This window comes from Streptomyces sp. NPDC002499, assembly GCF_053595415.1.
In genome coordinates this window covers 564,183-586,558 of record NZ_JBSFXO010000007.1, presented here as the reverse complement: position 1 = coordinate 586,558, position 22,376 = coordinate 564,183, and the positions used below count along the sequence as shown (strand labels likewise).

Sequence of the window (22,376 nt, the reverse complement as noted above, 5' to 3'; positions counted from 1 at the left end):
GCGGACGATGGTGTCGCGGACGGGGTGTCAGGGGATGACGGGGAGTGCCGTGAGCTGCTGTCCGTCGACCGTCACCGCGCCCGTCTCCGGGTCGATGGCGGGCGCGGCCGAGGGGTCCTCGTCGCGCGTGACGATGCCGACCTGGCGGCCGCCCGGCAGGACGATCCAGCCGCCGTCGACCTTGGCGCCGCGCACCGTGGCGGTCGCCCGGTACAGGCCGCCCGGCTTCTTGGCCTTGTCCGCGGTGAAGGCGTAGTGCCCGCCGCCGACGTCGACCGTGCCGCGGATCCGCTTGCCCTCCTTGAGCGTGCCGGTCAGGGAGTCGCCGTTCTTCCCGGTCAGCCGCATGCTCCCGTCGTCCTTGACGTCGCCCTTCAGCCACGACTCCTTGGTGCGGCCGTCGCAGAAGTACGCGACCGCCTTGCCGTCGTGCACCGCCACGGCGACGGCGGACGAGTCGTCGTCGGTACGGCCGGCGTAGTCGGCGTTCGGCACGGGCACCCGGGTCCGGGTCGGCGAGGGGCTCGGCGACTGCGCGGGCTTGCTGGGTGACGACGACGGCGACGCCGAGGCGGCGGGCGTCTCCTTCTTCGTGGACGAGACGTTCTTCGTCCCCGTCGTCGCGTTGAGCGACAGCATGAACACAGCGAGCAGGAGTCCCGCGAGCATGGTCAGCAGCGGTCCTGGACGTTTCATCGAAGCCCTCCCCCGAGGCGAGTTTCCTGCCATCAGAGCGGACCGGCGGCCCCGGCGTAAAGAGGCGCACGGGGGCGTCTCTCGCCAAGTAGCGAAATTGGGTCAATTCGGTGACATTGAGCAGAGTTCGAGGCCGGTCCCGAACAGCGCCCGGCCCCTCGCGAAAGGCGTGATCATGGCGGGTAACGATCTCGGCGGTCTGCTGGGCGGTCTCCTCGGCGGCGGCCAGGGCGGCGGCGGCTCCGCCGGCTCCGGCGCGGGCATCCTCGGGGCGCTCCTGTCGGCCCTCGGCGGCGCCCAGGGCGCCGGCAGCGGCTCCAACCCACTGGGCGGTCTCCTGGACATGCTCACGAAGTCCGGGCTCGCCCAGCAGAAGGACTCCTGGGTCGGCACCGGCACCAACGAGTCCGTGACCGGCGCCCAGATCCAGCAGGCGCTGCCCGACGAGACCCTCGACCAGGTCGCCCGCCAGTCCGGCGTCACCCCGGACCAGGCCGCCGACCAGCTGGCCCAGGTGCTGCCCACGGCCGTCGACAAGCTGACCCCGAACGGGCAGGTGCCCGCCTCCCTGGAGGACCTGGTGAAGCAGCAGCGGCTGTGACGCGGTGAGGGCGTGGCGCTCGTCTCGGCGTGCGGGCCCCGAGCCCGTCTCAGCGGGCGGGCGCCGCGCACCGGTGTCGGTGGGGCTGACTACGCTGGACGAGGGAAGAGTCGAGCCGTTAGCAAGGAGCTGAGCCGTGGCGGTACGAGCGGTCCGGGGCGCCGTCCAACTGGAGCGGGACGAGGCCGGGCACATGGACGAGCAGGTCGGCGCCCTGCTCACCGCCGTCCTGGAGCGCAACGGCCTGAGTGCCGAGGACCTGATAAGCATCTGGTTCACGGCCACGCCCGACCTGCACAGCGACTTCCCGGCCGCCGCCGCCCGCAAGCTCGGCATCACCGACGTACCGCTGATCTGCGCCCAGGAACTCGACATCCAGGGCGCCATGCCCCGCGTGGTCCGGATCCTGGCGCACATCGAGTCCGACCGGGCCCGTGCCGACATCGCGCACGTCTACCTCGGCGCCGCGGCCGCCCTGCGCAAGGACATCGCCCAGTGAGAACCGCACTCGTCATCGGCACCGGCCTCATCGGTACGTCCGCCGCGCTCGCGCTGTCCCAGCGGGGTGTCGTCGTCCACCTCGCCGACCACGACCCCGAGCAGGCCCGCACGGCCGCCGCGCTGGGCGCCGGCACCGACCAGGCACCTGAGGGTCCCGTCGACCTCGCGATCGTCGCCGCCCCGCCGGCCCATGTCGCCACCGTGCTGGCCGACGTCATGCGCCGGGGCGTGGCCCGCGGCTACATCGACGTCGCCAGCGTCAAGGGCGGCCCGCGCCGCGAGCTGGAGGCGCTGGGCCTGGACCTCTCGGCGTACATCGGCACGCATCCCATGTCCGGCCGGGAGAAGTCCGGCCCGCTGGCCGCGACCGGCGATCTCTTCGAGGGCCGCCCCTGGGTGCTGACCCCGACCCGGGACACCGACACCGAGGTGCTGAACCTCGCGCTGGAACTGGTCTCGCACTGCCGTGCCGTACCGGTCGTCATGGACGCCGACGCCCACGACCGCGCCGTCGCGCTCGTCTCCCACATGCCCCACCTGGTGTCCAGCATGGTCGCCGCGCGGCTGGAGAACGCCGAGGAGGCGGCCGTACGGCTGTGCGGGCAGGGCATCCGGGACGTGACGCGGATCGCCGCCTCCGACCCCGCGATGTGGATCGACATCCTCTCCGCGAACCCCGGCCCTGTCGCCGACCTGCTCACCGACGTGGCCGGCGACCTGGAGGAGACGGTGCAGGCCCTGCGCGCCCTGCAGTCCGCCGACGAGGCCAAGCGCGTCGAGGGCACCTCCGGTATCCAGGACGTCCTGCGGCGCGGCAACGCGGGTCAGGTCCGGGTCCCCGGCAAGCACGGGACGGCGCCGCGGTCCTACGAGGTCGTGGCCGTCCTCATCGACGACCAGCCCGGTCAGCTCGCCCGCATCTTCGCGGACGCCGGACGGGCCGGGGTCAACATCGAGGACGTACGCATCGAGCACGCCACCGGGCAGCAGGCGGGTCTGGTGCAGCTGATGGTGGAGCCGCAGGCGGCGCCGGTCCTCACGGCGTCGCTGCGCGAGCGGGGCTGGGCGATCCGCCAGTGATCACGCGCGCGGAGAGGCCGATCGGCCGCCTGTAAGAGGGGACCCGGGAAGCCAGTAACCTTGTGCGGGGCACTTTCGTGCTCCGCACACCACTCACCGCACCGCACCAGGAAGGTGTCCCCCTGTGGAAAACGGCGCCGCCCCGACCGCCCAGGCCGTGATTGTCGCCATCGACGGCCCCGCCGGCACGGGCAAGTCGAGCACGTCGAAGGCCGTCGCCGCGCAGCTCGGCCTGAGCTACCTGGACACCGGCGCCCAGTACCGGGCGATCACCTGGTGGATGGTGACCAACGGGATCGACATCGACGACCCGACGGCGGTCGCCGCCGTGACCGGCAAGCCCGAGATCGTCTCGGGCACCGACCCGGCGGAGCCGACGATCGCGGTCGACGGCGTCGACGTGGCCGGGCCGATCCGCACCCAGGAGGTCTCTTCCAAGGTCAGCGCGGTCAGCGCGGTGCCCGAGGTGCGGGCCAGGATCACCGAGCTGCAGCGGGCCGTGGCGGCGGGCGCGGAGCGGGGCATCGTCGTCGAGGGCCGGGACATCGGGACGACCGTGCTGCCCGACGCCGACGTGAAGGTCTTCCTCACCGCCTCCCCGGAGGCCCGCGCCGCCCGGCGCAGCGGCGAGCTCAAGGGCGCCGACGTCAACGCCACCCGTGAGGCCCTGATCAAGCGGGACGCGGCCGACTCCAGCCGGAAGACCTCGCCGCTCGCCAAGGCGGACGACGCGGTCGAGGTGGACACCACCGAGCTCACGCTGGCGCAGGTCATCGAGTGTGTCGTCACCCTCGTCGAGGAGAAGCGGGCCGGAAAGTGACCAGGCCCGCAGCCGCCTCCGAGCGGGGAGCCGAGGTCGGCCGGCGCATCGGCGTCGGCCTGATGTACGGGCTGTTCAAGCCGCGCGTGCTCGGTTCCTGGAAGGTGCCCGCGACCGGCCCGGTGATCTTCGCCGTCAACCACTCGCACAACATCGACGGCCCGATGGTCATGGGCGTGGCACCCCGGCCGACGCACTTCCTGATCAAGCAGGAGGCGTTCATCGGCCCGCTCGACCCGTTCCTGACGGGCATCGGGCAGCTCAAGGTGGACCGTACGACCGCCGACCGCACCGCGATCACCCGGGCGCTGGACGTCCTGGCGGCCGGCGGGGTGCTCGGCATCTTCCCGGAGGGCAGCCGGGGCGAGGGCGACTTCGCCTCCCTGCGTGCCGGGCTCGCCTACTTCGCGGTGCGCGGCGACGCCCCGATCGTGCCCATCGCGGTGCTGGGAAGTTCGGAGCGGTCCGGACGGTTGATAAAGGGGCTGCCTCCGCTGCGCAGCCGTATCGACGTCGTCTTCGGCGACCCCTTCGAGGCGGGCGACGGCAGCGGACGACGTACACGCCGGGCGCTGGACGAGGCGACCGAGCGCATCCAGAAGCAGCTCACCGCGCACCTGGAAAACGCCAGGCGGCTGACCGGCCGCTAGGCGACACTGAGTAGTGGATCAAACCGGCGAAACCGGTCGGTCCACCGATCACCACGATGAACGAGGTACGGACTTCATGAACGACCACATCCCCTCCGACGGCCCGGGCGAGGAGCACGAGCACGGAGCCCTCGGCGACGCCGAGTACGCGGAGTTCATGGAGCTCGCCGCCGTCGAGGGCTTCGACCCGGAGGACGTCGAGGGCGCGATCGAGGCGGCCGGACACGGCCCGCTCCCGGTCCTCGCCGTCGTCGGCCGCCCGAACGTCGGCAAGTCGACGCTCGTCAACCGCATCATCGGCCGCCGCGAGGCCGTCGTGGAGGACAAGCCCGGTGTCACCCGCGACCGGGTGACGTACGAGGCCGAGTGGTCGGGGCGCCGCTTCAAGGTCGTCGACACCGGCGGCTGGGAGCAGGACGTCCTCGGCATCGACGCGTCCGTGGCCGCGCAGGCCGAGTACGCGATCGAGGCCGCCGACGCCGTCGTGTTCGTCGTCGACGCCAAGGTCGGCGCGACCGACACCGACGAGGCGGTCGTACGACTGCTGCGCAAGGCCGGCAAGCCCGTCGTGCTGGCCGCCAACAAGGTCGACGGCCTCAGCGGCGAGTCCGACGCGGCCTACCTGTGGTCCCTGGGCCTCGGCGAGCCGCACCCCGTCTCCGCGCTGCACGGGCGCGGCACCGGCGACATGCTGGACGCCGTCCTGGAGGCGCTGCCGGAGGCACCCGAGCAGACCTTCGGTGTCGCCGTCGGCGGTCCCCGCCGGATCGCCCTGATCGGTCGCCCGAACGTCGGCAAGTCCTCGCTGCTGAACAAGGTGGCGGGCGAGGAGCGCGTCGTCGTCAACGAGATCGCGGGCACCACCCGCGACCCGGTGGACGAGCTGATCGAACTCGGCGGTATCACCTGGAAGTTCGTGGACACCGCGGGCATCCGCAAGCGCGTCCACCTCCAGCAGGGCGCCGACTACTACGCATCGCTGCGCACCGCGGCCGCCGTCGAGAAGGCCGAGGTCGCGGTCATCCTGATCGACGCCTCCGAGTCCATCTCGATCCAGGACCAGCGGATCGTCACCATGGCCGTGGACTCGGGGCGCGCGATCGTCCTGGCCTTCAACAAGTGGGACACCCTCGACGAGGAGCGGCGCTACTACCTGGAGCGCGAGATCGAGACCGAGCTCGGCCAGGTCGCCTGGGCGCCCCGGGTGAACGTCTCGGCGCGCACCGGCCGGCACATGGAGAAGCTGGTCCCGGGCATCGAGGCCGCGCTGGCCGGCTGGGAGACCCGCGTCCCGACGGGCCGGCTGAACGCCTTCCTCGGTGAGCTGGTCGCCGCCCACCCGCACCCGGTCCGCGGCGGCAAGCAGCCCCGCATCCTCTTCGGCACCCAGGCCGGCACCAAGCCCCCGCGGTTCGTGTTCTTCGCCTCCGGCTTCATCGAGGCGGGCTACCGGCGCTTCATCGAGCGCCGTCTGCGCGAGGAGTTCGGCTTCGACGGCACGCCGATCCACATCTCGGTGCGGGTGCGCGAGAAGCGCGGCAAGAAGAAGTAGCCCCACGGCCGGGCAGGCTCACGGCAACGGGAAAGGGCGACCCCGATCGGGGTCGCCCTTTCCCGTTGCCACCGAACTCAGTGACCCGGTGGCAGCGCCGCGGGCACGTGGTGCATCCGCGTGCCCTGCTGCCCGACCTGCCCCACGCGCTGCCACTGCGACTGCTGCCGGGCGCTGTAGGCCCCCGCGCTGTAGGCGCTGTAGGAGCTGCTGAACGACCCCGGCCGGTGCCCGCCGTACGTACCCGTGCCGCCGTACGCACCCGTACTGTGCGGGATGTTCCCGAAGGCGGTGAAGCCCAGCTCCTCCTCGCCGCTGCGGTCGCCCGGCAGCGTGCGGAAGGACTTGACGTACTCGGCATAGAGCGCGTCGTAGATCGGCGTGGCCGATGGGCCGCTCAGGTAGTCCTGGGCCGACCGCGCGGACGGGATCGGCTGATAGGACTGGCGGCGTGGAACGTCGTATGCGTACACGTATGTCCAAACGACACCGACTGGTCAGGGATGCGGTTGCGCGGTCGGCCTTTTAGGGGCGGGACCTCACGTTCCCGCGAGCGGCATGGCCACCGCGACCAGCTTGCCGTTCGCCGCGGCCTTGTCGATCGCGTCCCGCAGCAGGTCCTCCCGGGGCTGGCGGCCGATCGAGCCGACCGGCGCGGCGAACATCAGTACCTGCTGGTGCTTGTTCGCGGCGGCCCGCCAGCTCTCCGTCACCTGCAGCGGCTGGTGCGCCTGCCACCAGGCGACCGGCTGCCCGCCGTTGGCGTTGGGCTGGAGCACCGCGTGCAGTTGGCCCACGGCGAGCAGTACCGACCAGCCGTGCAGCACCGGCGGCACCTCGGTCAGCTCCGTGAGCGGCATGAAGCCCTGCTCGATGAGGAGCGGCAGGAAGTCGTCGCCGGAACCGGTCGTGCCGGGGCGCGCGATGGGCGCGGTCGGCTCGACGACCAGGGCGGGGTGCAACTCCCCGGCGATCAGGACGAGTCCGCTGGTGATGCCGAGCACGGCCTGCTCGGGCACGATCTTCTCCGGCTCCAGGTCCACCGTGTCCCCGGAGATGGACTTCACGGCGCCGCGGAGCTGCTCCTCGGTGACCTGGACGACCTGCGAGGGCAGACAGGTGGAGTGGGCGAAGGCGAGGACGGCGGTCTCGTCGCCGAGGAACAGGACGGTGCTGGTGCGCTCCTGTTCGGAGTCGCCCGGGGTGCGGCAGGACGTGCAGTCGTAGCTGCCGGGGGCGTTCTCTCCGGCGAGCAGCCGGTCGGCTTCTTCGTCGCCGATCTCGGCGCGTACCTCGTCGCTGACGTCGAGCATGCGCGGCACGGGTGGCTCCCTCAGGATGTGGTGCCCGGTGGGTCCCGGGCTCATGAAGAAGACAACGGAGGATCTGTGGCGGGAGTCACGCCCCAGAGCGAACGGAATCGACCCATCCAGCGCGGAGGGTCACCGCACGTGCGGAATCGGGCACTCATCGTCAATTCCTTGGAAATCAAAGGAAGTTGGTTGGGTGAACTGGGTCACAGGACGTCCGGGTCACTGGTCGACAAATCATGAAATCGGCGAATGAAGTGGGTGTCCGAAAATAGCCGATACCCGCGGTAACGGCGAACTGGCCTGGAATGACAAGGAGTTGGTTGATACCAACCGGCCCGGCTCCCTAGATTCCTCGGCCGTGTGCACAGAGCACCGCTCGGGTACGTCCGCCGACCGCACCAAGCCAGCAGAATCCAGCACCAGCCCCGAGGCGGACGGGGTGGAACGCGCTAACCGCGCCCCAGTGCACGGCATGCGTCCCGCCTTGGGGGACCTCGGGTTTGTGGAGAGGGATTCACATGTCCGAATGTGTTGATACCAACCGTCCGACCCGCAAGCGCACGACGGCGGTCCTCACCGGAGCGGCTCTGCTCGCCCCGCTCGGACTGCTCGCGGCGACCGGCAACGCCGTGGCGGCGGACGGGGGAGTGTGGGACCGCATCGCCCAGTGCGAGAGCGGCGGCAACTGGCACATCAACACCGGCAACAGCTACTACGGCGGGCTCCAGTTCTCCGCCGGCACCTGGCGCGCGTACGGCGGCACGGCGTACGCGCCGACCGCCGACAAGGCCTCCAGGGAGCAGCAGATCGCCGTCGCCACCAAGGTCCAGCGCGCCCAGGGCTGGGGCGCCTGGCCGACCTGCTCGACCCGGGCCGGAGCGTACGGCGCCGCACCCGCCGCGGGTTCACCAGCCACCAAGTCGACGCCGAAGTCGACACCCAGGTCCAACTCCGGCTCCACCACCGAGTCCACCGCGGCGAAGCCGTCGAAGAAGCCGGCCCGTCCGTCGAGCCACCCCGCCCGCGGCACCTCGCGCGGTGACTACACCGTCCGCCAGGGCGACACGCTGAGCAAGATCGCCGCCCGGCACGGCACCACCTGGCAGCGGCTGTACGCGACCAACAAGGCCGTCATCGGGGCCGATCCCGATCTGATCGTGCCCGGCCAGCGCCTCACCTTCTGAACGATCCGACCCGGTCTCAGATCGCGCGTCTCGTATCAGGTGTCAGGTATCTCAGGTGTCAGGTATCAGGGGGTCCTGCCCGGTCGGCCGACCGGGCAGGACCCCTCGCCCGTCGCTCCAGTTCGCCCGCCTCGCCGCTGAACACGACCGTGCCGCGCCGCAGTTCGTGCACGAAGACGGTCGCACGGTCCTGGAGCCCGGGCGGCAGCCGCTGTTCGGCGACGACCACGCACGCGTCCAGCGCGGCCAGCAGGTCGTACGTGCGGGCCGCGACCGTCGGTGACATGCCCTGCGCGGGTTCGTCGACGAGCACCACGCGTGCGCGTGCCAGCAGGGCGCGGGAGAGGGCGAGCATGCGCTGCTCACCGCCCGAGAGCGTGCCGGCACGGCGCCGGAGCAGAGGGCGCAGCTGCGGATAGGCGTCGAGGGCGGGGGCGTGGTCGCTCGCCGCCAGCTCCAGGTTCTCGCCCACGGTGAGCGAACCGAACACGGCCTGCCGCTCCGGGACCAGACACAGCCCGCGGCGGGCCCGCTCGAACGCCGGCAGCCGCGTCACGTCGACGCCGTCCCACACCACCGCCCCGCCGGACAACGGCACGGTCCCGGCCAGCGCGCGCAGCACGGTCGTACGGCCGGAGCCGTTGCGGCCCAGCAGGACGGTGAGGCCGGGGCCGGGCGCGGCGAGGGTGATGCCGTGCAGGGCCTCCAGGGGGCCGTAGCGCACGCGCACGTGGCGCAGCGAGACGGCGGTGGCGGCCGCGCGGGAGCCGGTCATACGCCGGCCTCACGGGTGCCGGGCGTGCCGAGTGTCTCCAGGACGTGGTCGGCGGGGCCCGAGGCGACGATGCGTCCTGCCGCCATCACGTGGACGACGTCGGCCAGGTCGGCGACGAGATCGAGGTCGTGCTCGACCACGAGGAGGGCGGTGCCGTCGGCGGCCAGTGCCTTCAGCACCCGGGCCATGGCGGCGACTTCGGCGTCGTCGAGGCCGGCGGCCGGCTCGTCCAGCAGCAGCACGCGCGGGCTGCCGGCGAGGGCCCGGGCCAGTTCGACGCGGCGCAGGGTGCCGGTGGGCAGTCCGGCGGCGGGAAGGGCCCGTACCGGCCCGTCGAGCCCGAACAGGCGCAGGGCCCGCTCCACGGCGTCCGGATCGGCGAGGCGACCCTGCTCGGCGCCCACACGGACGTTCTCGGCGACGGTCAACGACGGGAAGACGGCCAGTTGTTGGAACGTCCGCGCGATACCGAGCCGGGTCCGGGCGTGCGCCGCGAGCCGCGTGATGTCCCGTCCCCCGAAACGCACTTCCCCGCGCGCGGGCCGCAAGGTCCCGGCCAGACAGTGGAACAGGGTGCTCTTCCCGGCCCCGTTGGGCCCGACCACCGCGGTGACCTGACCGGGCCGCACATCGAGATCGACACCGTCGAGCGCGGTGAAGCCGCCGTAACGGGCGTACAGGGCGCGGGCGGAGAGGACGGGGGAGCGCGTGGAGACGGCGGGAGTCGAGATGGACGCGGTGGGCAGGGTGGGCGCGATCCGGGAGTCGGGGGTCGTGAGCGTGGCCGAGGCGGCGGTGCCGGGGGCCGGGGTGCGCGAGTCGTCCGCCCGCGGCTCCACCGACCGCACCCTCGCCCGTACCCGCACTCCCATCGCGGTCAGCGTCGCCTCCCGATGCGGCCGCAGGCGCCCCGCGGCCGTCCGCAGGGCCTCGTACGGTCCCCCGGGGAAGCGGCCGACCAGGACCGCCAGTACGCCGATCAGGGCCGCCGCCACGCCACCCCGGGCGCCCGCGTCCAGGCCGACCAGGAGAGCCGCCGCGGCGAGGGGGCCCAGGGTGCTGTCCGCGCCCAGGACCACGACCGCGGCGAACCAGAGCAGGCCGCGTACGGGGTCGTAGGCGCCGGGGTCGAAGGCGCGCAGGCCCATGCCGAGCATGCCGCCGCCGAGCGCGGCCAGGGCGGCGCCGGAGACGAACGCGAGGAGTTTGAGGGACGGGACGCGGACGCCCGCCGCCGACGCGCCCGACTCGTGGTCCCGCATGGCCGCGAGGGCCAGGCCGGTACGGCCCCTGCGCAACGCGTGCGTGGCCAGCAGGGCGGCCGCCAGCAGGGCCAACTCCAGGACGTAGTACGCGCGGTCCCCGTCGAAGCCCGCCGGGCGGTCCAGGGAGAGTCCGGACGTGGCGTACGGCTGCGCGAACACGAACCGGCTCACGCCGACGCCCACCGCGAACGTCGCGAGCGCCAGCGCGAGGCCCTGGCGGCTGATCGCGGGCCAGCCGGTCAGCAGGCCCAGTGGGGCGACCAGGACGACCGCCAGGGCGAGCGCGGCCAGTTCGGGCAGACGGGGCAGGCCGGGGAAGCGGCCGGCCGCCAGCAGGGCCGTGAACAGGGCGCCCAGGCCCGCGTACGCCGCCTGCCCCAGGGAGAGTTGGCCGCCGCGGCCGGTGACGACCACCAGGGACAGCAGCACCACGCCCAGCGCCGGCACCTGGACGGACGTATGCAGGTCCGAGCCCGCGAAGCCGAGCGGGAGGAGGAAGAGCACCGCCGCCACGATCCACGCGCCCGGCGGCGTGGACACGCGCGCGGTGGCCGTGCGGGGGAGGGCGTCGCGGGTGCCGATGCGGGGCAGCACCAGGGCCGCCACCAGCAGGGCGACGACGAAGAGGTTCGCGCCGACCGCCTGGAGCAGCTGCTCGCTCCAGCCGGAGGGATGCAGCCGCGTCAACTGGCTCTGCGCCACGCCGATCCCGAGGGCCACCACGACGGCGACCGCCAGGCTCCGCATCCGCGCGGCCACCGCCACCGCCACGACCTCCATCACGAGCAGCGGCAGTCCGTACGGGTCGAGGCGGACGTACGGCGCCAGCAGGACGCCCGTCAGGCCCGCCGTGAACGCCCCGAACGCCCAGCCCGCCGCGGCCACCCGGTCCGCGTCGATCCCGCCGAGCACCGCGAGCCGCCGGTCGTCCACCACGGCCCGCAGCTCCCGCCCGAAGCGCGTCCAGCGGATGACCGTACCGACTCCGGCGGCCAGCACCACGACGACGGCCAACTGCCCCCACGGGTCCGCCGGGACCAGCTCCGGCGCGTCGTCCCGCGCACCCTGGCCCCACACCAGCGCCGCCCCGCCGACCAGCAGCACGAAGACCCCGATCGACGCGACCAGCGTCTGCGCGGGGTCGCCGCCCAGGATCGCCAACGGGCGGAAGACGAACCGTTCCAGCACCACCCCGAGCGCCGGCGCCAGCACCACCAGCGTCACCGTCGCGCCCCACCACAGCGGCCAGCCCCACTCGACCACGCACTGCCGCAGCACGTACGCGCACACCATGGCGATCGCCCCGTGCGCGAAGTTGAGCACCCCGGTCGCGCGGTACGTCACGATCAGGCCGATCCCGGTGAGCGCGGCGGCGCTGCCGACCGAGAGTCCGGCGAGCGTGAGGTCGTACGTCAGTGACGACATCAGTCGGTCTCTTCGGCGGGCTCGCAGATGGGGCAGGGCCCCAGCTCGCCGCTCGCCAGGAGCTTGGCGTCCACCGGGACCGCCTCCGCCTTCCCGGCCACCAGCGGACAGTCCGCGCGGTGGAAGAGCGTGCCGCCCGGCACCATCAGCAGATCCCCGCTGACCGCGAGCGGCGCGGTGACCACCGGCCCGGACTCGTCGGCGTCGGCGGGACCGGCGGCGACCAGGAGGCCGTAGAGCTCGTCCACGCGCGCGGCGGCGGCCGTCGTGCGGCCGTGGGTGAGCAGCACCGCGGCGGCCACGAGCAGGGCCGCGCCGGGGATCGTGCAGGAGGCGAGATAGGGCAGCTGCCGCTCGGCGTAGCGCTCGCCGGAGATGCCGTACCAGCCGATCACGCACAGCACCGTGCCCGCGGCGAGCGCGGCCCAGCCGGCCCACAGGACGGGATGCACACTCCGCAGTCGGGCTGTCCGCATTTCTGGCTCCCACACGTCATGAGTCTGTCCATGTCAGCCAATGGCTTGCACTATGCCTTCTGTCAGCTGACCCTGAAAGCACCGGGCGCGCCTTGCCCGGACCGACACCCGGTGGTGAGCCAGATGGTTCTCGGGAGCGACCTCAGGCGGGGGAACGGTCGTTGGAGGGCGGGTGCGGTCGGCCTGGTCCTGGCGCTCGCTCCGGTTCTGGCGGCGTGCAGCGACGACAGCGGCGGCGGGAGCGGCAGCGCACCGCCCACTCCGTCCGTGGAGCGGACCACGAGCGCACCGGCGACGGCCCCCGCGGATCCGGCGGCGGCCACAGCGGAGGTCAAAGCCAACTGGGAGAAGTTCTTCGACCCGAAGTTCTCCACCAAGGACAAACAGGCCGTCCTGGAGAACGGCGACGAGATGGGACCGGTCCTGCGGGCCTTCAACGGCGACGAACGCGGCGGACAGGTGCAGGCGGAGGTCACCACGGTCGAGTTCACCAAGGCGGACGAGGCGACCGTGACGTACAACCTGACCCTCAACGGCGCCACCGCCCTGCCGAAGGCCTCCGGGACCTCGGTCGAGCAGGACGGCACCTGGAAGGTGTCCGTCAACACGCTGTGCGCGCTGGTGGCGTTGAGCGGCGATGCCTCGCAGTCGCCCGCGGCGGGCTGCTGAGGCGGCGGCTGCCGCGGCGCTGCTCCTGCTGGGCACGGCGTGCGGCAGCCGGCTGCCGGAGAGCGACTTCGGGTCCGGCACGCGTACGCCCGGGCCCGCGCGCACCGACACCGCGCCGATCCGGGTCGGCATCATCACCAGCGCCACCAGCCCGGTCGGCGGCGACACCTTCACCGGCCCGCGCGACGGCGCCAAGGCCTGGTTCGACCGCCTCAACGCGCGCGGGGGCATCGACGGCCGCCCCGTCGAGGTGCGGGAGTGCGACGACGGCGGCAGCGGGGTCGGCAACAACACCTGCGTGCACCGGCTGATCGACGAGGACAAGGTGGTCGCCCTGGTCGCCACCACCGCGCTGGACTACGCCGGTGCCTCCCGCGTCTCCCACGCGCGCGTGCCCGACATCGGCGGCCAGCCCATCGGCGCCGCCTACGACACCTGGCCGCACCTCTACGGCATCTACGGCAGCCTCGCGCCCCGGAACGGCACCCCGGGCTGGGGCGGGAAGCTGTACGGCGGCACCGAGGTCTACCGGTACTTCAAGCGCGAGAAGGGCGCCCGCACGGCCGCCGTCGTGTCGTACAACCAGGCCGCGTCCGCCTCCTACGCGCGCCTGGTCGAGCAGGGGCTGCGGGCCGAGGGCTACAAGGTCGTCACCGAGCAGGTCGACTTCGCGCTGCCCAACTTCCGCGCCGCCGCGGCCGATCTGAAGCAGCAGGGCGCCGACCTGGTCTTCGACGCCATCGACACGCACGGCAACGCCCAGCTGTGCGAGGCCATGGACGCGGTCGGCGCGCAGGTCATCGCCAAGGTCACCAACGTGCAGAACTGGACGTCCACGGTCGACGACGACTACAAGGACGCGCCGCGCTGCCGCAACGCGCTGTGGGCGACCGGGTCCAGCCGTGACTTCGAGGACACCGGGAACGCCGCGGTGCGGGAGTTCCGGGACGCCACCAAGGGGCTGAAGACGCACTCCCAGTGGCAGGTGGAGGGCTGGGCGGCCGGGATGTGGTTCACGGACGCGGCGACGTCGTGCGCGAAGACCAAGGACGGCGTCACGCGCGCGTGCGTCGACGGCTTCATGAACCGGAGCGAGAACTACACCGCCGACGGTCTGTTGGTTCCCGTCTCCTTCGAGCGGCTCGCCGAACCGCCCAGGACGCGCAGGACGTGTCTGTCGGTGGCCCGTTGGCAGGACGGCGAGGGCTGGGTGGCGCAGGGGGACATGAACAGCACTTGTTTCGAGGTGCCGCAACTGCCGTACAGCCCTTGATAGAGACTTCGACCATGTTGGAGACCTCGGCACGACTCCTGCGCCTCCTCTCGCTCCTCCAGGCCCACCGCGAGTGGTCCGGCGCCGACCTGGCCGACCGGCTCGGTGTCACCCCGCGCACCGTGCGCCGGGACGTGGACCGGCTGCGTGAGCTGGGCTACCCCGTCAACGCCAGCCCGGGCACCGGCGGCGGCTACCAGCTGGGCGCGGGCGCCGAGTTGCCGCCGCTGCTCCTGGACGACGACGAGGCGGTCGCGGTCGCCGTCGGCCTGCGCACGGCCGCCGGGCAGGGCATCGAGGGCATCGGCGAGACGTCCGTACGGGCGCTCGCCAAGCTGGAACAGGTCCTGCCGACCCGGCTGCGCCGCCGCGTCGGCGCCCTGAACGCGTTCACCGTGCCGATGCTCCGCGGCCCCCGGCCCTCCGCCGTGGACCCGGCCGTCCTGACGGAGATCGCCCACCTCTGCCGGGACTCCGAACGCCTGCGCTTCGAGTACCGCAGCCATGACGGCGCCCCCACCCGCCGCACCGTCGAACCGCACCGCCTGGTGTGCACCGAGCACCGCTGGTACCTGGTCGCCTGGGATCTCGACCGCGCGGACTGGCGTACGTTCCGCGTCGACCGCATCACCCCGAAGCCGCCCCACGGCCCGCGCTTCGCCCCGCGCACCCCGCCCGCCGAGGACCTCGCCGCGTACGTGTCGAAAGGCGTCTCCACGCGCGCGTACGCCACGCACGCCGTCGTCCGGTTGCTGGTGCCGCTGACGGAGGCGGCCGAGCGCATCTCGCCCTCGTCCGGGCAGTTGGAGGCGGACGGGCCCGACGCCTGCATCCTGCGTACCGGGGCCGCGAGCCTGGACGTGATGGTCATTCACGTGATGCTGACGGGCTTCGAGTTCGAGGTGCTGGAGCCGGTCGAGCTCACCGAGGCGATCAGGACGGCGCGTGACCGGCTGACCCGCTCGCTGGCCCGGTCCTGAGCCGGTCGGACACCGTGCGGCGGTGCGGGGATTGTGTGCTGGAGCCGTGTATTTCCTATGCGCCGTCAGCTCCTGCCGGACCGCGTGGAATCGACCGGGAATCGGCTCCGGACGGTGTCCGCGGGGCGGTCGCGAGGAGTTCTCGCGGCGCTTTCCGACGGACTATAAGAAGAGCCCTCACGGCCCTCGGGAATTACGTTCGATTACCGGCGGAAGGCGTACCGAACCGCTCGTCCGAGTGGCGGAGTTCGGACGAAACGCGTGTCGTGATCCTGTGACAGAAGCGTGACCGGAGGCGGATACGGGACCCGTGGCCGCGGCCTCGGCTTCCCTGCCCGCCCGGCAGGGCCTAGCGTGGCGGCATGGCACCGATTCCGACTCCTCCAGCGGAGCCCCAGGACAGTCCGGACGGATACGTCGGCCTCGCCGCGACGGACGCCGAACGGCGTGCGCGCGAGCGGGGGTGGTCCACGGTGCGCTCGCTGCCACCGGGAGCGATCATCACCATGGAGTACCGCGTGGGCCGGCTGAACTTCGAGGTCAGGAACGGCAGCGTGGCCCGCGCCTGGAAGGGCTGACGGGCACAAGGGCCGACAGGCGCACGGATATACGGACACGGCGAAGGCCCCGGTTCCTGGACAGGAACCGGGGCCTTCGCCGTGCGGGGGTGGTGGTGCGTACCGACCCCGCCGTCCGTGTCGCCGGTCGTGTCGTCGACCGGTTGCCGGTCAGCCGCCCGTCGCCGGGCGGGCCGAAGTCGGGGTCGGCGTGCCGCGCGGCACCCGGTCCGCGTGCGGTGGGCGGCGGCTGCCGATCGGGGTGACCGGTGTGCGCTCCGCGCGCGTGGTGTGCGGGCCCGGGGCCAGATAGACGGGCGCCCGGGCGGCGCGGGAGACCGAGGCCGGCTCGTGCGCCGCGGCCTCGTCCGATGCCGTCGAGTGCGGCTTGACCAGCACGGGTGCCCCCACAGGGAGGGCCGGCGCGGGTACCCCGGCGGGAGCGCGGGCACGCCAGCGGTCGCGCAGGTCGAAGATCGCGGTCTCGGCGCGGGTGATCAGCGGCTCGCACCAGGGCAGGGCGAGCAGGACCAGCAGACCGGCGGCCCAGCCGAGAAGGACGTCGCTCAGCCAGTGCGTACCGAGGTAGACGGTGGCCATGCCGACGCCGAGCGAGGTGACCGCGGAGACGGCCGACAGCCAGCGGCGGGTCCTCGGGCTGGAGGCCAGATAGGCCAGGATTCCCCAGGTGACCACGGCGTTCGCGGTGTGACCGCTCGGAAATATATCGCCGCCCAGACCCATCTCGTTCGAGCCGATCGTGGTCGCGTAGTGCGGCCCGAGGCGGCCCATGCCGAGTTTGGCGGCGCCGACGGTGATGTTCAGCAGCAGCAGCGAGGCGCCCAGGGTGAGCATGGGGCGCAGTGTGTGCTGCCGCCAGGAGCGCCAGCCCAGCCAGGCCGCGACCATCACGGCGGTCGGGCCGCGCTGGCCGAGCACCACGTAGTAGTCGACGAACCAGTGGATGCCCTGCCACTGCTGGTACGGGCGGAAGAACATGACCTGCCAGTCGAGGCGGACCAGCCACGAGGTGGTCACCACGGCCCACACGATCGCCAGATAGAAGGCCAGGGTGCCGGTGAGGAGGGCGACCCTGTGCCTGCTCATCTTCGGCACATCGATGTGGGCCGGGCGTTCCGGCTCTCGGTCGAGCCTGGCGAACACCCGGTCCAGACGGGTGAGGGTTCGTTCGGTACGCACCCAATCGACGTTACAGCGAGTGAGCTCAGTTCCCGGGCGAATCAGCGGCTTTGTGATGACGATGTGATGTGGGATTCCTCTCAAGGGCGGGTTTATTTCCGAGGAATCCGCAATGTTGGATGACCGGTTCCTTCAATTCCTTTGATCATTCCAGGGTTCGGTTAAAAGGGACTTATGAATTCGTTCACCTGGAGATGGTGTTGATTTGGCCTGGCTCTCACCGGCCGTCGCGGCCGATCACGGTGGTCCCGAGCCGTTCAGCCACAACGCTCCGTACACGGCCGAGGCCGCCGCGATGCCGCCCAGTACCAGCGCCGACCTGCGCGTTCGCAGCCGGGCCAGGGCCAGGGCGAGGGGCAGCAGCAGGGGGAAGGCGGGCATCAGCAGGCGCGGTTTCGAGCCGAAGTAGCTCGACGCGCACAGGGCGAGCACGGTGACGACACCCGCGTACACCAGCAGGGGGAGCGGTTGACGCTGCCGCACACAGGTGACGTACAGCCACCCCACAAGGGCGACTCCGACGATCAGCCCCACGCCGGCGAGCGCTCCCGGGACCGAGGTGAACTTGTCGGCGACGAAGCGGGCGAAGGCGTATCCGCCGTCGAATCCGTTGCGCCAGCCCGCCTGGACGTCGAGATAGCCGAGGGGGCCGTTGCCGGTGCGGTGGCCGACCCACAGGACGTAACCGGCGGCGCCCAGGGGAGCGAGGAGCATGGCGAGGGCGCGTCGCCAGGCCGGTGCGCCGGGGTGGGTACGGCTGTCCCCGGGTGAGAGGGCGCGTGCTGCCTCTCCCGCGCCCTGCGCGGCGGACGTGCTTCGCTCCCGCCCGAAAGGGTGCCGTGCCCGCGTGGAGGACATAGGTGACATAGAGGAAATGAAGGGCGTGGAGGACGTGGAGGACATGAAGGAGACGACTCCCGCCGTCCACACCGCCGCGACCACCGCGAGCCCCACCGGGCGGGTCAGGCCGGACAGCAGCGCCAGCGTGCCCGCGGTGAGCCAGCGGCCGGTCAGGACCGCGTACAGCGACCAGGCGGCCAGCGCGGTGAACAGCGACTCGCTGTACGCCATCGACTGCACGATCCCGACCGGCAGTACGGCCCACACCAGGACCGCGCACACGCCGGCCCGAGGGCCGTACACGTGGTCGGTGACCGCGAAGATCCCCCAGGCCGCGGCGAGCGAGGCGAGCAGCGCGACGACGAAGCCGGCATCCGCGTACGACAGCGGGGACACCGCGGCGACCGCCCTTTCCAGCCAGGGCAGCAGCGGGAAGAAGGCCAGGTTCGAGTGGACGTCGCCGTTCGGCAGGCGCACCTCGTAGCCGTAACCCCCCTCGGCGACCCGGACGTACCACAGCGCGTCCCAGCGGGCCGTCAGCAGCGTGTACGCGCTCTTGCCGCGCGCGGCGCTCCACAGGGCCAGCACGAGCAGGCCCAGGGCGCGTACGGCCGCGTACCCGAGGAGGGCCGGGGCCGCGCGGCGCAGGGCGCCCCTGGGGCCGGCGCTCGCGGTGCGCGTCTCAAGATCGGTCACGGGCTCGATTATCGACGGCCCCGGAACCGGCGAGCCCGGCGCGGCGTGGACGAAAGGAGGGGGAGTGGCGTACGCCACACGGGTTAGGTGCCAAGTCTGAGAGGTCCGCCACGTGACCGTGGCGCGAACTCGCGTACGCTGACGTGTCACTCGCCTTCGTTGCGCGGGTCGGAGACCACCGCTCCTCTCCGACCGAGATCACGGGGAGTCCCCACCCTGTGTGCCCGCCGAACGCGAGGGAACATCTGGGAGGTACGTGCATGTCCGGGACGACCACGGCCGCCGCTGCGCTGCGCCGTCGGGCGGCCGGGGCCGGTGCAAACCGCTGGGTCGTCCTCGTCGTCCTCTGTGTGAGCCTGCTGCTGGTCGCGGTCGACGCGACCGTGCTGCACGTGGCGGTTCCCGCGGTCACCGAGGATCTGAAGCCCGGCGCGATAGAGCTGCTCTGGATCGTCGACGTCTACCCCCTCGTCTGCGCCTCGCTGCTGATCCTCTTCGGCACGCTCGGCGACCGGGTCGGCCGCAGACGGATCCTGCTGCTCGGGTACGGCCTGTTCGGCATCGCCTCCGGCCTCGCGGCCCTCGCGCACGACGCGCAGGTGCTGATCTTCGCGCGGGCGCTGCTCGGTGTCGGCGGGGCGATGATCATGCCGGCCACGCTGTCGATCCTGCGCCAGGTCTTTCCCGACCGGCGGGAGCGGGCGCTGGCGATCGGTATCTGGAGCGCGGTCGCGGCGGTGGGCGCGGCGGTCGGCCCGCTCCTCGGCGGCTTCCTCCTCGAACACTTCTGGTGGGGCTCGGTCTTCCTCGTCAACATCCCGCTGATGCTGGTCAGCCTGCCCGTGGGCCGGCTGCTGCTGCCCGAGTCGCGGGGCGCGGGCGACGGGCCGTGGGACGTGGTCGGCGCGCTGATGGCCGCGGCCGGGCTGTTCGGCGTGGTCTTCGGCGTGAAGCGGCTGGGTGGCGGCGAGCCGGTGGACAGCGTGTTCACCGTGGCGCCGCTGGTCCTGGGCGCGGTGCTGCTGGTTCTTTTCGTACGACGTCAACGGCGGCGTACGCATCCGCTGGTGGACCTCGGGATGTTCTCGCGACCGGCGTTCAGTACATCGGTGGGCTGCATCGTGCTGGCGATGCTGGCGCTGGTGGGACTTGAGCTGATCGCGGCGCAGTACCTCCAACTGGTGCTGGGGCTTTCGCCGTTGGAGACCGGTCTACGACTGCTGCCGCTGACGTTCGCCGCGATGGCGGCGGGGCTGGCGGGGGCGCGGATGCTACGGCGGTTCGGGCCGCGTCGGATGGTGTGTGTCGGGTTCCTCGTGACCGCCGGGGCGGTGCTGCTGCTGACCGCGATGGGCCGTGCGGACAACACGGGGTTGTTGCTGGTCGGGTTCCTGTTGCTGGGGTTCGGTCTGGAGACGACGCTCTTCGGGGCGTACGAGTCGATGCTGAGCGAGGCGCCGCCGTCGCAGGCGGGCGGGGCCGCGGCGGTGGGGGAGACGTCGTACCAGCTCGGTGCGGGGATCGGTATCGCCCTGCTGGGCAGCGTCATGAACGCGGCGTACGCCCCCGGGCTGTCCGCCGTTCCCGGTGTGCCGGCGTCGGCGTCCAAGGCGGCGGGGCATTCGCTGGGCGAGGCGTACGACGTGGCCGCGCGGCTCGGGGGCGTGCGGGGCGCTGCGCTGCGTCGGGCGGCGCAGGACTCTTTCGTGCACGGTCTGCATGTCACGTTGCTCGTGAGCGCGGGTCTTTTGCTGCTGGGGGCGGTGATGGCGCTGCGGTTGCCGCGGGTGATGCAGTGCGCGGAGCCGGGGCTGAAGGTGGAGCTCCCCGCCCCGAGGGACGTGGCGGAGTCCCGCGTCTCCGCGTAACCAACCTCGGCCCACCCGCCCACCCGTGCGGGCTTGTTGAGGGGTGGACGTCGCCTGTGGGGGTTCCGGTTTGGTGGCGGCTTGCGGGGGTGGGTGGTGAGTTCGGGGCGCGGGTTGGTTCGGCACCGCCGGACTGCTTCGTGGGGGTTATCGCCGTTGCGGCGGAGAAATATTGGCGGGTTGAGATGGGGGCGCACATCCGCGAGGCGCGGTAGCGAACCTGGCGCCGCGCAACCTCAACGGCCAGCGCAACCTCAACGGCGCCGCGCACCCTCAACCGCGTCGCGCGACCTCAACGGCGCCGCGTGACTTCAACGGCGCCGCGCACCCTCAACGGCGCCGCACAACTTCAACCACGCCGCGCGACCTCAACGGCGCCGCGCGACCTCAACGGCGCCGCGCACCCTCAACGGCGCCGCGCACCCTCAACGGCGCCGCGCACCCTCAACCGCGCCGCGCACCCTCAACCGCGCCGAAGAGCCGGCCGGCGTCGCTCCCGCGTCTGAGTGTTTGTGCCGCTGCCCGCCTTCCACCCGCAGTCGCCGACGGCGCAGCACCCCCACAAGCGACCCCCGCCTCCCAGTTGGCCCGCGCGGGTGGGCGGGTGGGAGAGGTACTGGACGTGGGGGGCGCTGCGTCGTAGCGTCGGGGGCCGTGTGCTGACTAGCAGCGCTAGTTTTCGTTTGTGTCGGAGGGTTCCATGGCCGCGTCCTCGAAGTTGCCCCCGTTCGATCCAGCCGACCCGCTGGGGATCGACGATCTGCTGGAGCCGGAGGATCTGGCGGTGCGGGAGACCGTGCGGGCGTGGGCGGCGGATCGGGTGGTGCCGTATGTCGCCGAGTGGTACGAGGACGGGGAGTTGCCGGGTATCAGGGAGCTGGCCCGGGAGCTCGGGAGTATCGGCGCGCTCGGGATGTCGCTCACCGGGTACGGGTGTGCCGGGGCCAGTGCCGTGCAGTACGGGCTTGCCTGTCTGGAGCTCGAGGCCGCCGACTCCGGGATTCGGTCCCTCGTGTCCGTGCAGGGGTCGCTCGCCATGTACGCCATTCATCGGTTCGGGAGTGAAGAGCAGAGGCGGGCCTGGTTGCCGCGTATGGCCGCCGGTGAGGTCATCGGGTGCTTCGGGCTCACCGAGCCCGACCACGGGTCCGACCCCGCCGCGATGCGGACGTACGCCAAGCGCGACGGCGGCGACTGGGTGCTCAGCGGGCGGAAGATGTGGATCACCAATGGGTCCGTGGCCGGGGTTGCCGTCGTGTGGGCGCAGACCGAGGGCGGGATCCGGGGGTTCGTCGTGCCGACCGACACGCCAGGATTCGCCGCGCCCGAGATCCGGCACAAGTGGTCCCTGCGCGCCAGCGTCACCAGTGAGCTCGTCCTCGACGACGTACGGCTGCCCGCCGATGCCGTACTGCCGGAGGTCGTCGGGCTGAAGGGGCCGCTGAGCTGTCTGTCGCACGCCCGGTACGGGATCGTGTGGGGCGCGATGGGCGCCGCGCGCAGCTGTTTCGAGACCGCCGTGGACTACGCGAAGTCACGGGAGCAGTTCGGGCGGCCGATCGGGGGCTTCCAGCTCACCCAGGCCAAACTCGCCGACATGGCGGTCGAACTGCACAAGGGGATCCTGCTCGCCCACCACCTGGGGCGCCGCATGGACGCCGGCCGCCTGCGTCCCGAGCAGGTCAGCTTCGGCAAGCTCAACAACGTACGAGAGGCCATCGAGATCTGTCGTACGGCACGGACGATCCTCGGTGCCAACGGGATCTCCCTGGAGTACCCGGTGATGCGGCACGCGACGAACCTGGAGTCGGTGCTCACGTACGAGGGCACCGTCGAGATGCACCAGCTCGTGCTGGGCAAGGCGCTCACCGGACTCGACGCCTTCCGGTAGGAAGACCCGAGGACCCTGATCGACGTCGATCAACCCTGCGGGAGGCAGGGCCGGTAAGCGGCCC

Annotated in this window: 21 protein-coding genes; 13 read left to right on the top strand and 8 right to left on the bottom strand. The window is 72.1% G+C overall.

All coding sequences use genetic code 11. The features are described 5' to 3' along the window. Positions 1-27 precede the first annotated feature (27 nt). Positions 28-696 carry a hypothetical protein gene (locus ACWD5F_RS22700; protein ID WP_451256707.1) on the bottom strand — a complete coding sequence of 223 codons (669 nt, stop codon included), beginning with the start codon at positions 694-696 and terminating at the stop codon, positions 28-30. 169 nt (positions 697-865) lie between these two features. Between ACWD5F_RS22700 and ACWD5F_RS22695 the strand changes: the two genes are divergently transcribed. From ACWD5F_RS22695 to der, 6 genes are all read left to right on the top strand, one after another. Further along, positions 866-1,297, top strand: coding sequence for a YidB family protein (locus ACWD5F_RS22695; RefSeq protein ID WP_451256706.1), 432 nt, complete (start codon positions 866-868; stop codon positions 1,295-1,297). A 136-nt stretch (positions 1,298-1,433) separates the two neighbouring features. Next, positions 1,434-1,796, top strand: coding sequence for a chorismate mutase (aroH, locus tag ACWD5F_RS22690; RefSeq protein WP_124002491.1), 363 nt, complete (start codon positions 1,434-1,436; stop codon positions 1,794-1,796). Further along, positions 1,793-2,878 (top strand): prephenate dehydrogenase, encoded by a 1,086-nt coding sequence (locus ACWD5F_RS22685; protein WP_451256704.1) that lies wholly within the window; start codon positions 1,793-1,795, stop codon positions 2,876-2,878. The genes aroH and ACWD5F_RS22685 overlap by 4 nt, the downstream gene beginning before the upstream one ends. Before the next feature lie 124 nt (positions 2,879-3,002). Then, the gene (gene cmk / locus ACWD5F_RS22680; protein WP_451256702.1) at positions 3,003-3,698 is read left to right on the top strand and encodes a (d)CMP kinase; all 696 of its coding nucleotides are present in this window, start codon (positions 3,003-3,005) and stop codon (positions 3,696-3,698) included. 62 nt (positions 3,699-3,760) lie between these two features. Further along, complete coding sequence (locus ACWD5F_RS22675; RefSeq protein WP_451256777.1) at positions 3,761-4,348, top strand: lysophospholipid acyltransferase family protein; 588 nt, start codon at positions 3,761-3,763, stop codon at positions 4,346-4,348. Between the two features lie 76 nt (positions 4,349-4,424). Next, positions 4,425-5,900, top strand: coding sequence for a ribosome biogenesis GTPase Der (der, locus tag ACWD5F_RS22670; RefSeq protein WP_451256700.1), 1,476 nt, complete (start codon positions 4,425-4,427; stop codon positions 5,898-5,900). 77 nt (positions 5,901-5,977) lie between these two features. Here the strand turns inward: der and ACWD5F_RS22665 are convergent, their stop codons facing one another. Both ACWD5F_RS22665 and ACWD5F_RS22660 read right to left on the bottom strand, forming a co-directional pair. Continuing rightward, positions 5,978-6,373 carry a hypothetical protein gene (locus tag ACWD5F_RS22665; protein ID WP_451256698.1) on the bottom strand — a complete coding sequence of 132 codons (396 nt, stop codon included), beginning with the start codon at positions 6,371-6,373 and terminating at the stop codon, positions 5,978-5,980. Between the two features lie 66 nt (positions 6,374-6,439). Beyond that, the gene (locus tag ACWD5F_RS22660; protein WP_401727478.1) at positions 6,440-7,222 is read right to left on the bottom strand and encodes a hypothetical protein; all 783 of its coding nucleotides are present in this window, start codon (positions 7,220-7,222) and stop codon (positions 6,440-6,442) included. Positions 7,223-7,731: 509 nt separating this feature from the next. On the opposite strand from ACWD5F_RS22660, the gene ACWD5F_RS22655 reads away from it, so the two are divergent. Beyond that, positions 7,732-8,397, top strand: coding sequence for a LysM peptidoglycan-binding domain-containing protein (locus ACWD5F_RS22655; RefSeq protein WP_451256696.1), 666 nt, complete (start codon positions 7,732-7,734; stop codon positions 8,395-8,397). Between the two features lie 58 nt (positions 8,398-8,455). On the opposite strand, the gene ACWD5F_RS22650 is transcribed toward ACWD5F_RS22655, so the two are convergent. The 3 genes from ACWD5F_RS22650 to ACWD5F_RS22640 are packed head-to-tail and all read right to left on the bottom strand — an operon-like array spanning position 8,456 to position 12,338. Next, positions 8,456-9,172: an ATP-binding cassette domain-containing protein gene (locus ACWD5F_RS22650; protein ID WP_451256694.1), complete on the bottom strand. Its 717-nt coding sequence runs from the start codon at positions 9,170-9,172 to the stop codon at positions 8,456-8,458. Then, positions 9,169-11,862, bottom strand: a complete 2,694-nt coding sequence (locus ACWD5F_RS22645) for an ABC transporter permease subunit (RefSeq protein ID WP_451256692.1) — start codon at positions 11,860-11,862, stop codon at positions 9,169-9,171. The genes ACWD5F_RS22650 and ACWD5F_RS22645 overlap by 4 nt, the downstream gene beginning before the upstream one ends. Beyond that, positions 11,862-12,338, bottom strand: a complete 477-nt coding sequence (locus ACWD5F_RS22640; protein ID WP_451256690.1) for a hypothetical protein — start codon at positions 12,336-12,338, stop codon at positions 11,862-11,864. The genes ACWD5F_RS22645 and ACWD5F_RS22640 overlap by 1 nt, the downstream gene beginning before the upstream one ends. Positions 12,339-12,461: 123 nt before the next feature. Between ACWD5F_RS22640 and ACWD5F_RS22635 the strand changes: the two genes are divergently transcribed. From ACWD5F_RS22635 to ACWD5F_RS22620, 4 genes are all read left to right on the top strand, one after another. Then, positions 12,462-13,007, top strand: coding sequence for a hypothetical protein (locus tag ACWD5F_RS22635; RefSeq protein ID WP_451256688.1), 546 nt, complete (start codon positions 12,462-12,464; stop codon positions 13,005-13,007). Continuing rightward, entirely contained in the window at positions 12,976-14,280 is a 1,305-nt protein-coding gene (locus ACWD5F_RS22630) for an ABC transporter substrate-binding protein (protein ID WP_451256686.1), read from the top strand. The genes ACWD5F_RS22635 and ACWD5F_RS22630 overlap by 32 nt, the downstream gene beginning before the upstream one ends. Positions 14,281-14,294: 14 nt before the next feature. Further along, complete coding sequence (locus tag ACWD5F_RS22625; protein WP_451256684.1) at positions 14,295-15,260, top strand: helix-turn-helix transcriptional regulator; 966 nt, start codon at positions 14,295-14,297, stop codon at positions 15,258-15,260. 362 nt (positions 15,261-15,622) lie between these two features. Next, on the top strand, positions 15,623-15,838 hold the full coding sequence (locus ACWD5F_RS22620; protein WP_124002505.1) for an I78 family peptidase inhibitor: 216 nt from the start codon (positions 15,623-15,625) through the stop codon (positions 15,836-15,838). A 150-nt stretch (positions 15,839-15,988) separates the two neighbouring features. On the opposite strand, the gene ACWD5F_RS22615 is transcribed toward ACWD5F_RS22620, so the two are convergent. Together ACWD5F_RS22615 and ACWD5F_RS22610 are read right to left on the bottom strand one after the other, a co-directional pair. Next, positions 15,989-17,017, bottom strand: a complete 1,029-nt coding sequence (locus ACWD5F_RS22615; RefSeq protein WP_401727487.1) for a phosphatase PAP2 family protein — start codon at positions 17,015-17,017, stop codon at positions 15,989-15,991. A gap of 237 nt (positions 17,018-17,254) precedes the next feature. Further along, the gene (locus ACWD5F_RS22610; RefSeq protein WP_451256681.1) at positions 17,255-18,553 is read right to left on the bottom strand and encodes a hypothetical protein; all 1,299 of its coding nucleotides are present in this window, start codon (positions 18,551-18,553) and stop codon (positions 17,255-17,257) included. 260 nt (positions 18,554-18,813) lie between these two features. Here ACWD5F_RS22610 and ACWD5F_RS22605 point away from each other — a divergent pair, with 260 nt between their 5' ends. Next, complete coding sequence (locus ACWD5F_RS22605; RefSeq protein ID WP_451256680.1) at positions 18,814-20,421, top strand: MFS transporter; 1,608 nt, start codon at positions 18,814-18,816, stop codon at positions 20,419-20,421. Between the two features lie 700 nt (positions 20,422-21,121). After that, positions 21,122-22,312 (top strand): acyl-CoA dehydrogenase family protein, encoded by a 1,191-nt coding sequence (locus tag ACWD5F_RS22600; RefSeq protein WP_451256678.1) that lies wholly within the window; start codon positions 21,122-21,124, stop codon positions 22,310-22,312. The last annotated feature ends 64 nt before the right edge of the window (positions 22,313-22,376 follow it).

Coding starts and splice junctions, on each gene's coding strand:
- ACWD5F_RS22700 (WP_451256707.1), bottom strand. CDS start 696: ATGAAACGTCCAGGACCGCTGCTGACCATGCTCGCGGGACTCCTGCTC.
- ACWD5F_RS22675 (WP_451256777.1), top strand. CDS start 3,761: ATGTACGGGCTGTTCAAGCCGCGCGTGCTCGGTTCCTGGAAGGTGCCC.
- der (WP_451256700.1), top strand. CDS start 4,425: ATGAACGACCACATCCCCTCCGACGGCCCGGGCGAGGAGCACGAGCAC.
- ACWD5F_RS22655 (WP_451256696.1), top strand. CDS start 7,732: ATGTCCGAATGTGTTGATACCAACCGTCCGACCCGCAAGCGCACGACG.
- ACWD5F_RS22650 (WP_451256694.1), bottom strand. CDS start 9,172: ATGACCGGCTCCCGCGCGGCCGCCACCGCCGTCTCGCTGCGCCACGTG.
- ACWD5F_RS22645 (WP_451256692.1), bottom strand. CDS start 11,862: ATGTCGTCACTGACGTACGACCTCACGCTCGCCGGACTCTCGGTCGGC.
- ACWD5F_RS22640 (WP_451256690.1), bottom strand. CDS start 12,338: ATGCGGACAGCCCGACTGCGGAGTGTGCATCCCGTCCTGTGGGCCGGC.
- ACWD5F_RS22635 (WP_451256688.1), top strand. CDS start 12,462: ATGGTTCTCGGGAGCGACCTCAGGCGGGGGAACGGTCGTTGGAGGGCG.
- ACWD5F_RS22630 (WP_451256686.1), top strand. CDS start 12,976: ATGCCTCGCAGTCGCCCGCGGCGGGCTGCTGAGGCGGCGGCTGCCGCG.
- ACWD5F_RS22625 (WP_451256684.1), top strand. CDS start 14,295: ATGTTGGAGACCTCGGCACGACTCCTGCGCCTCCTCTCGCTCCTCCAG.
- ACWD5F_RS22620 (WP_124002505.1), top strand. CDS start 15,623: ATGGCACCGATTCCGACTCCTCCAGCGGAGCCCCAGGACAGTCCGGAC.
- ACWD5F_RS22605 (WP_451256680.1), top strand. CDS start 18,814: ATGTCCGGGACGACCACGGCCGCCGCTGCGCTGCGCCGTCGGGCGGCC.
- ACWD5F_RS22600 (WP_451256678.1), top strand. CDS start 21,122: ATGGCCGCGTCCTCGAAGTTGCCCCCGTTCGATCCAGCCGACCCGCTG.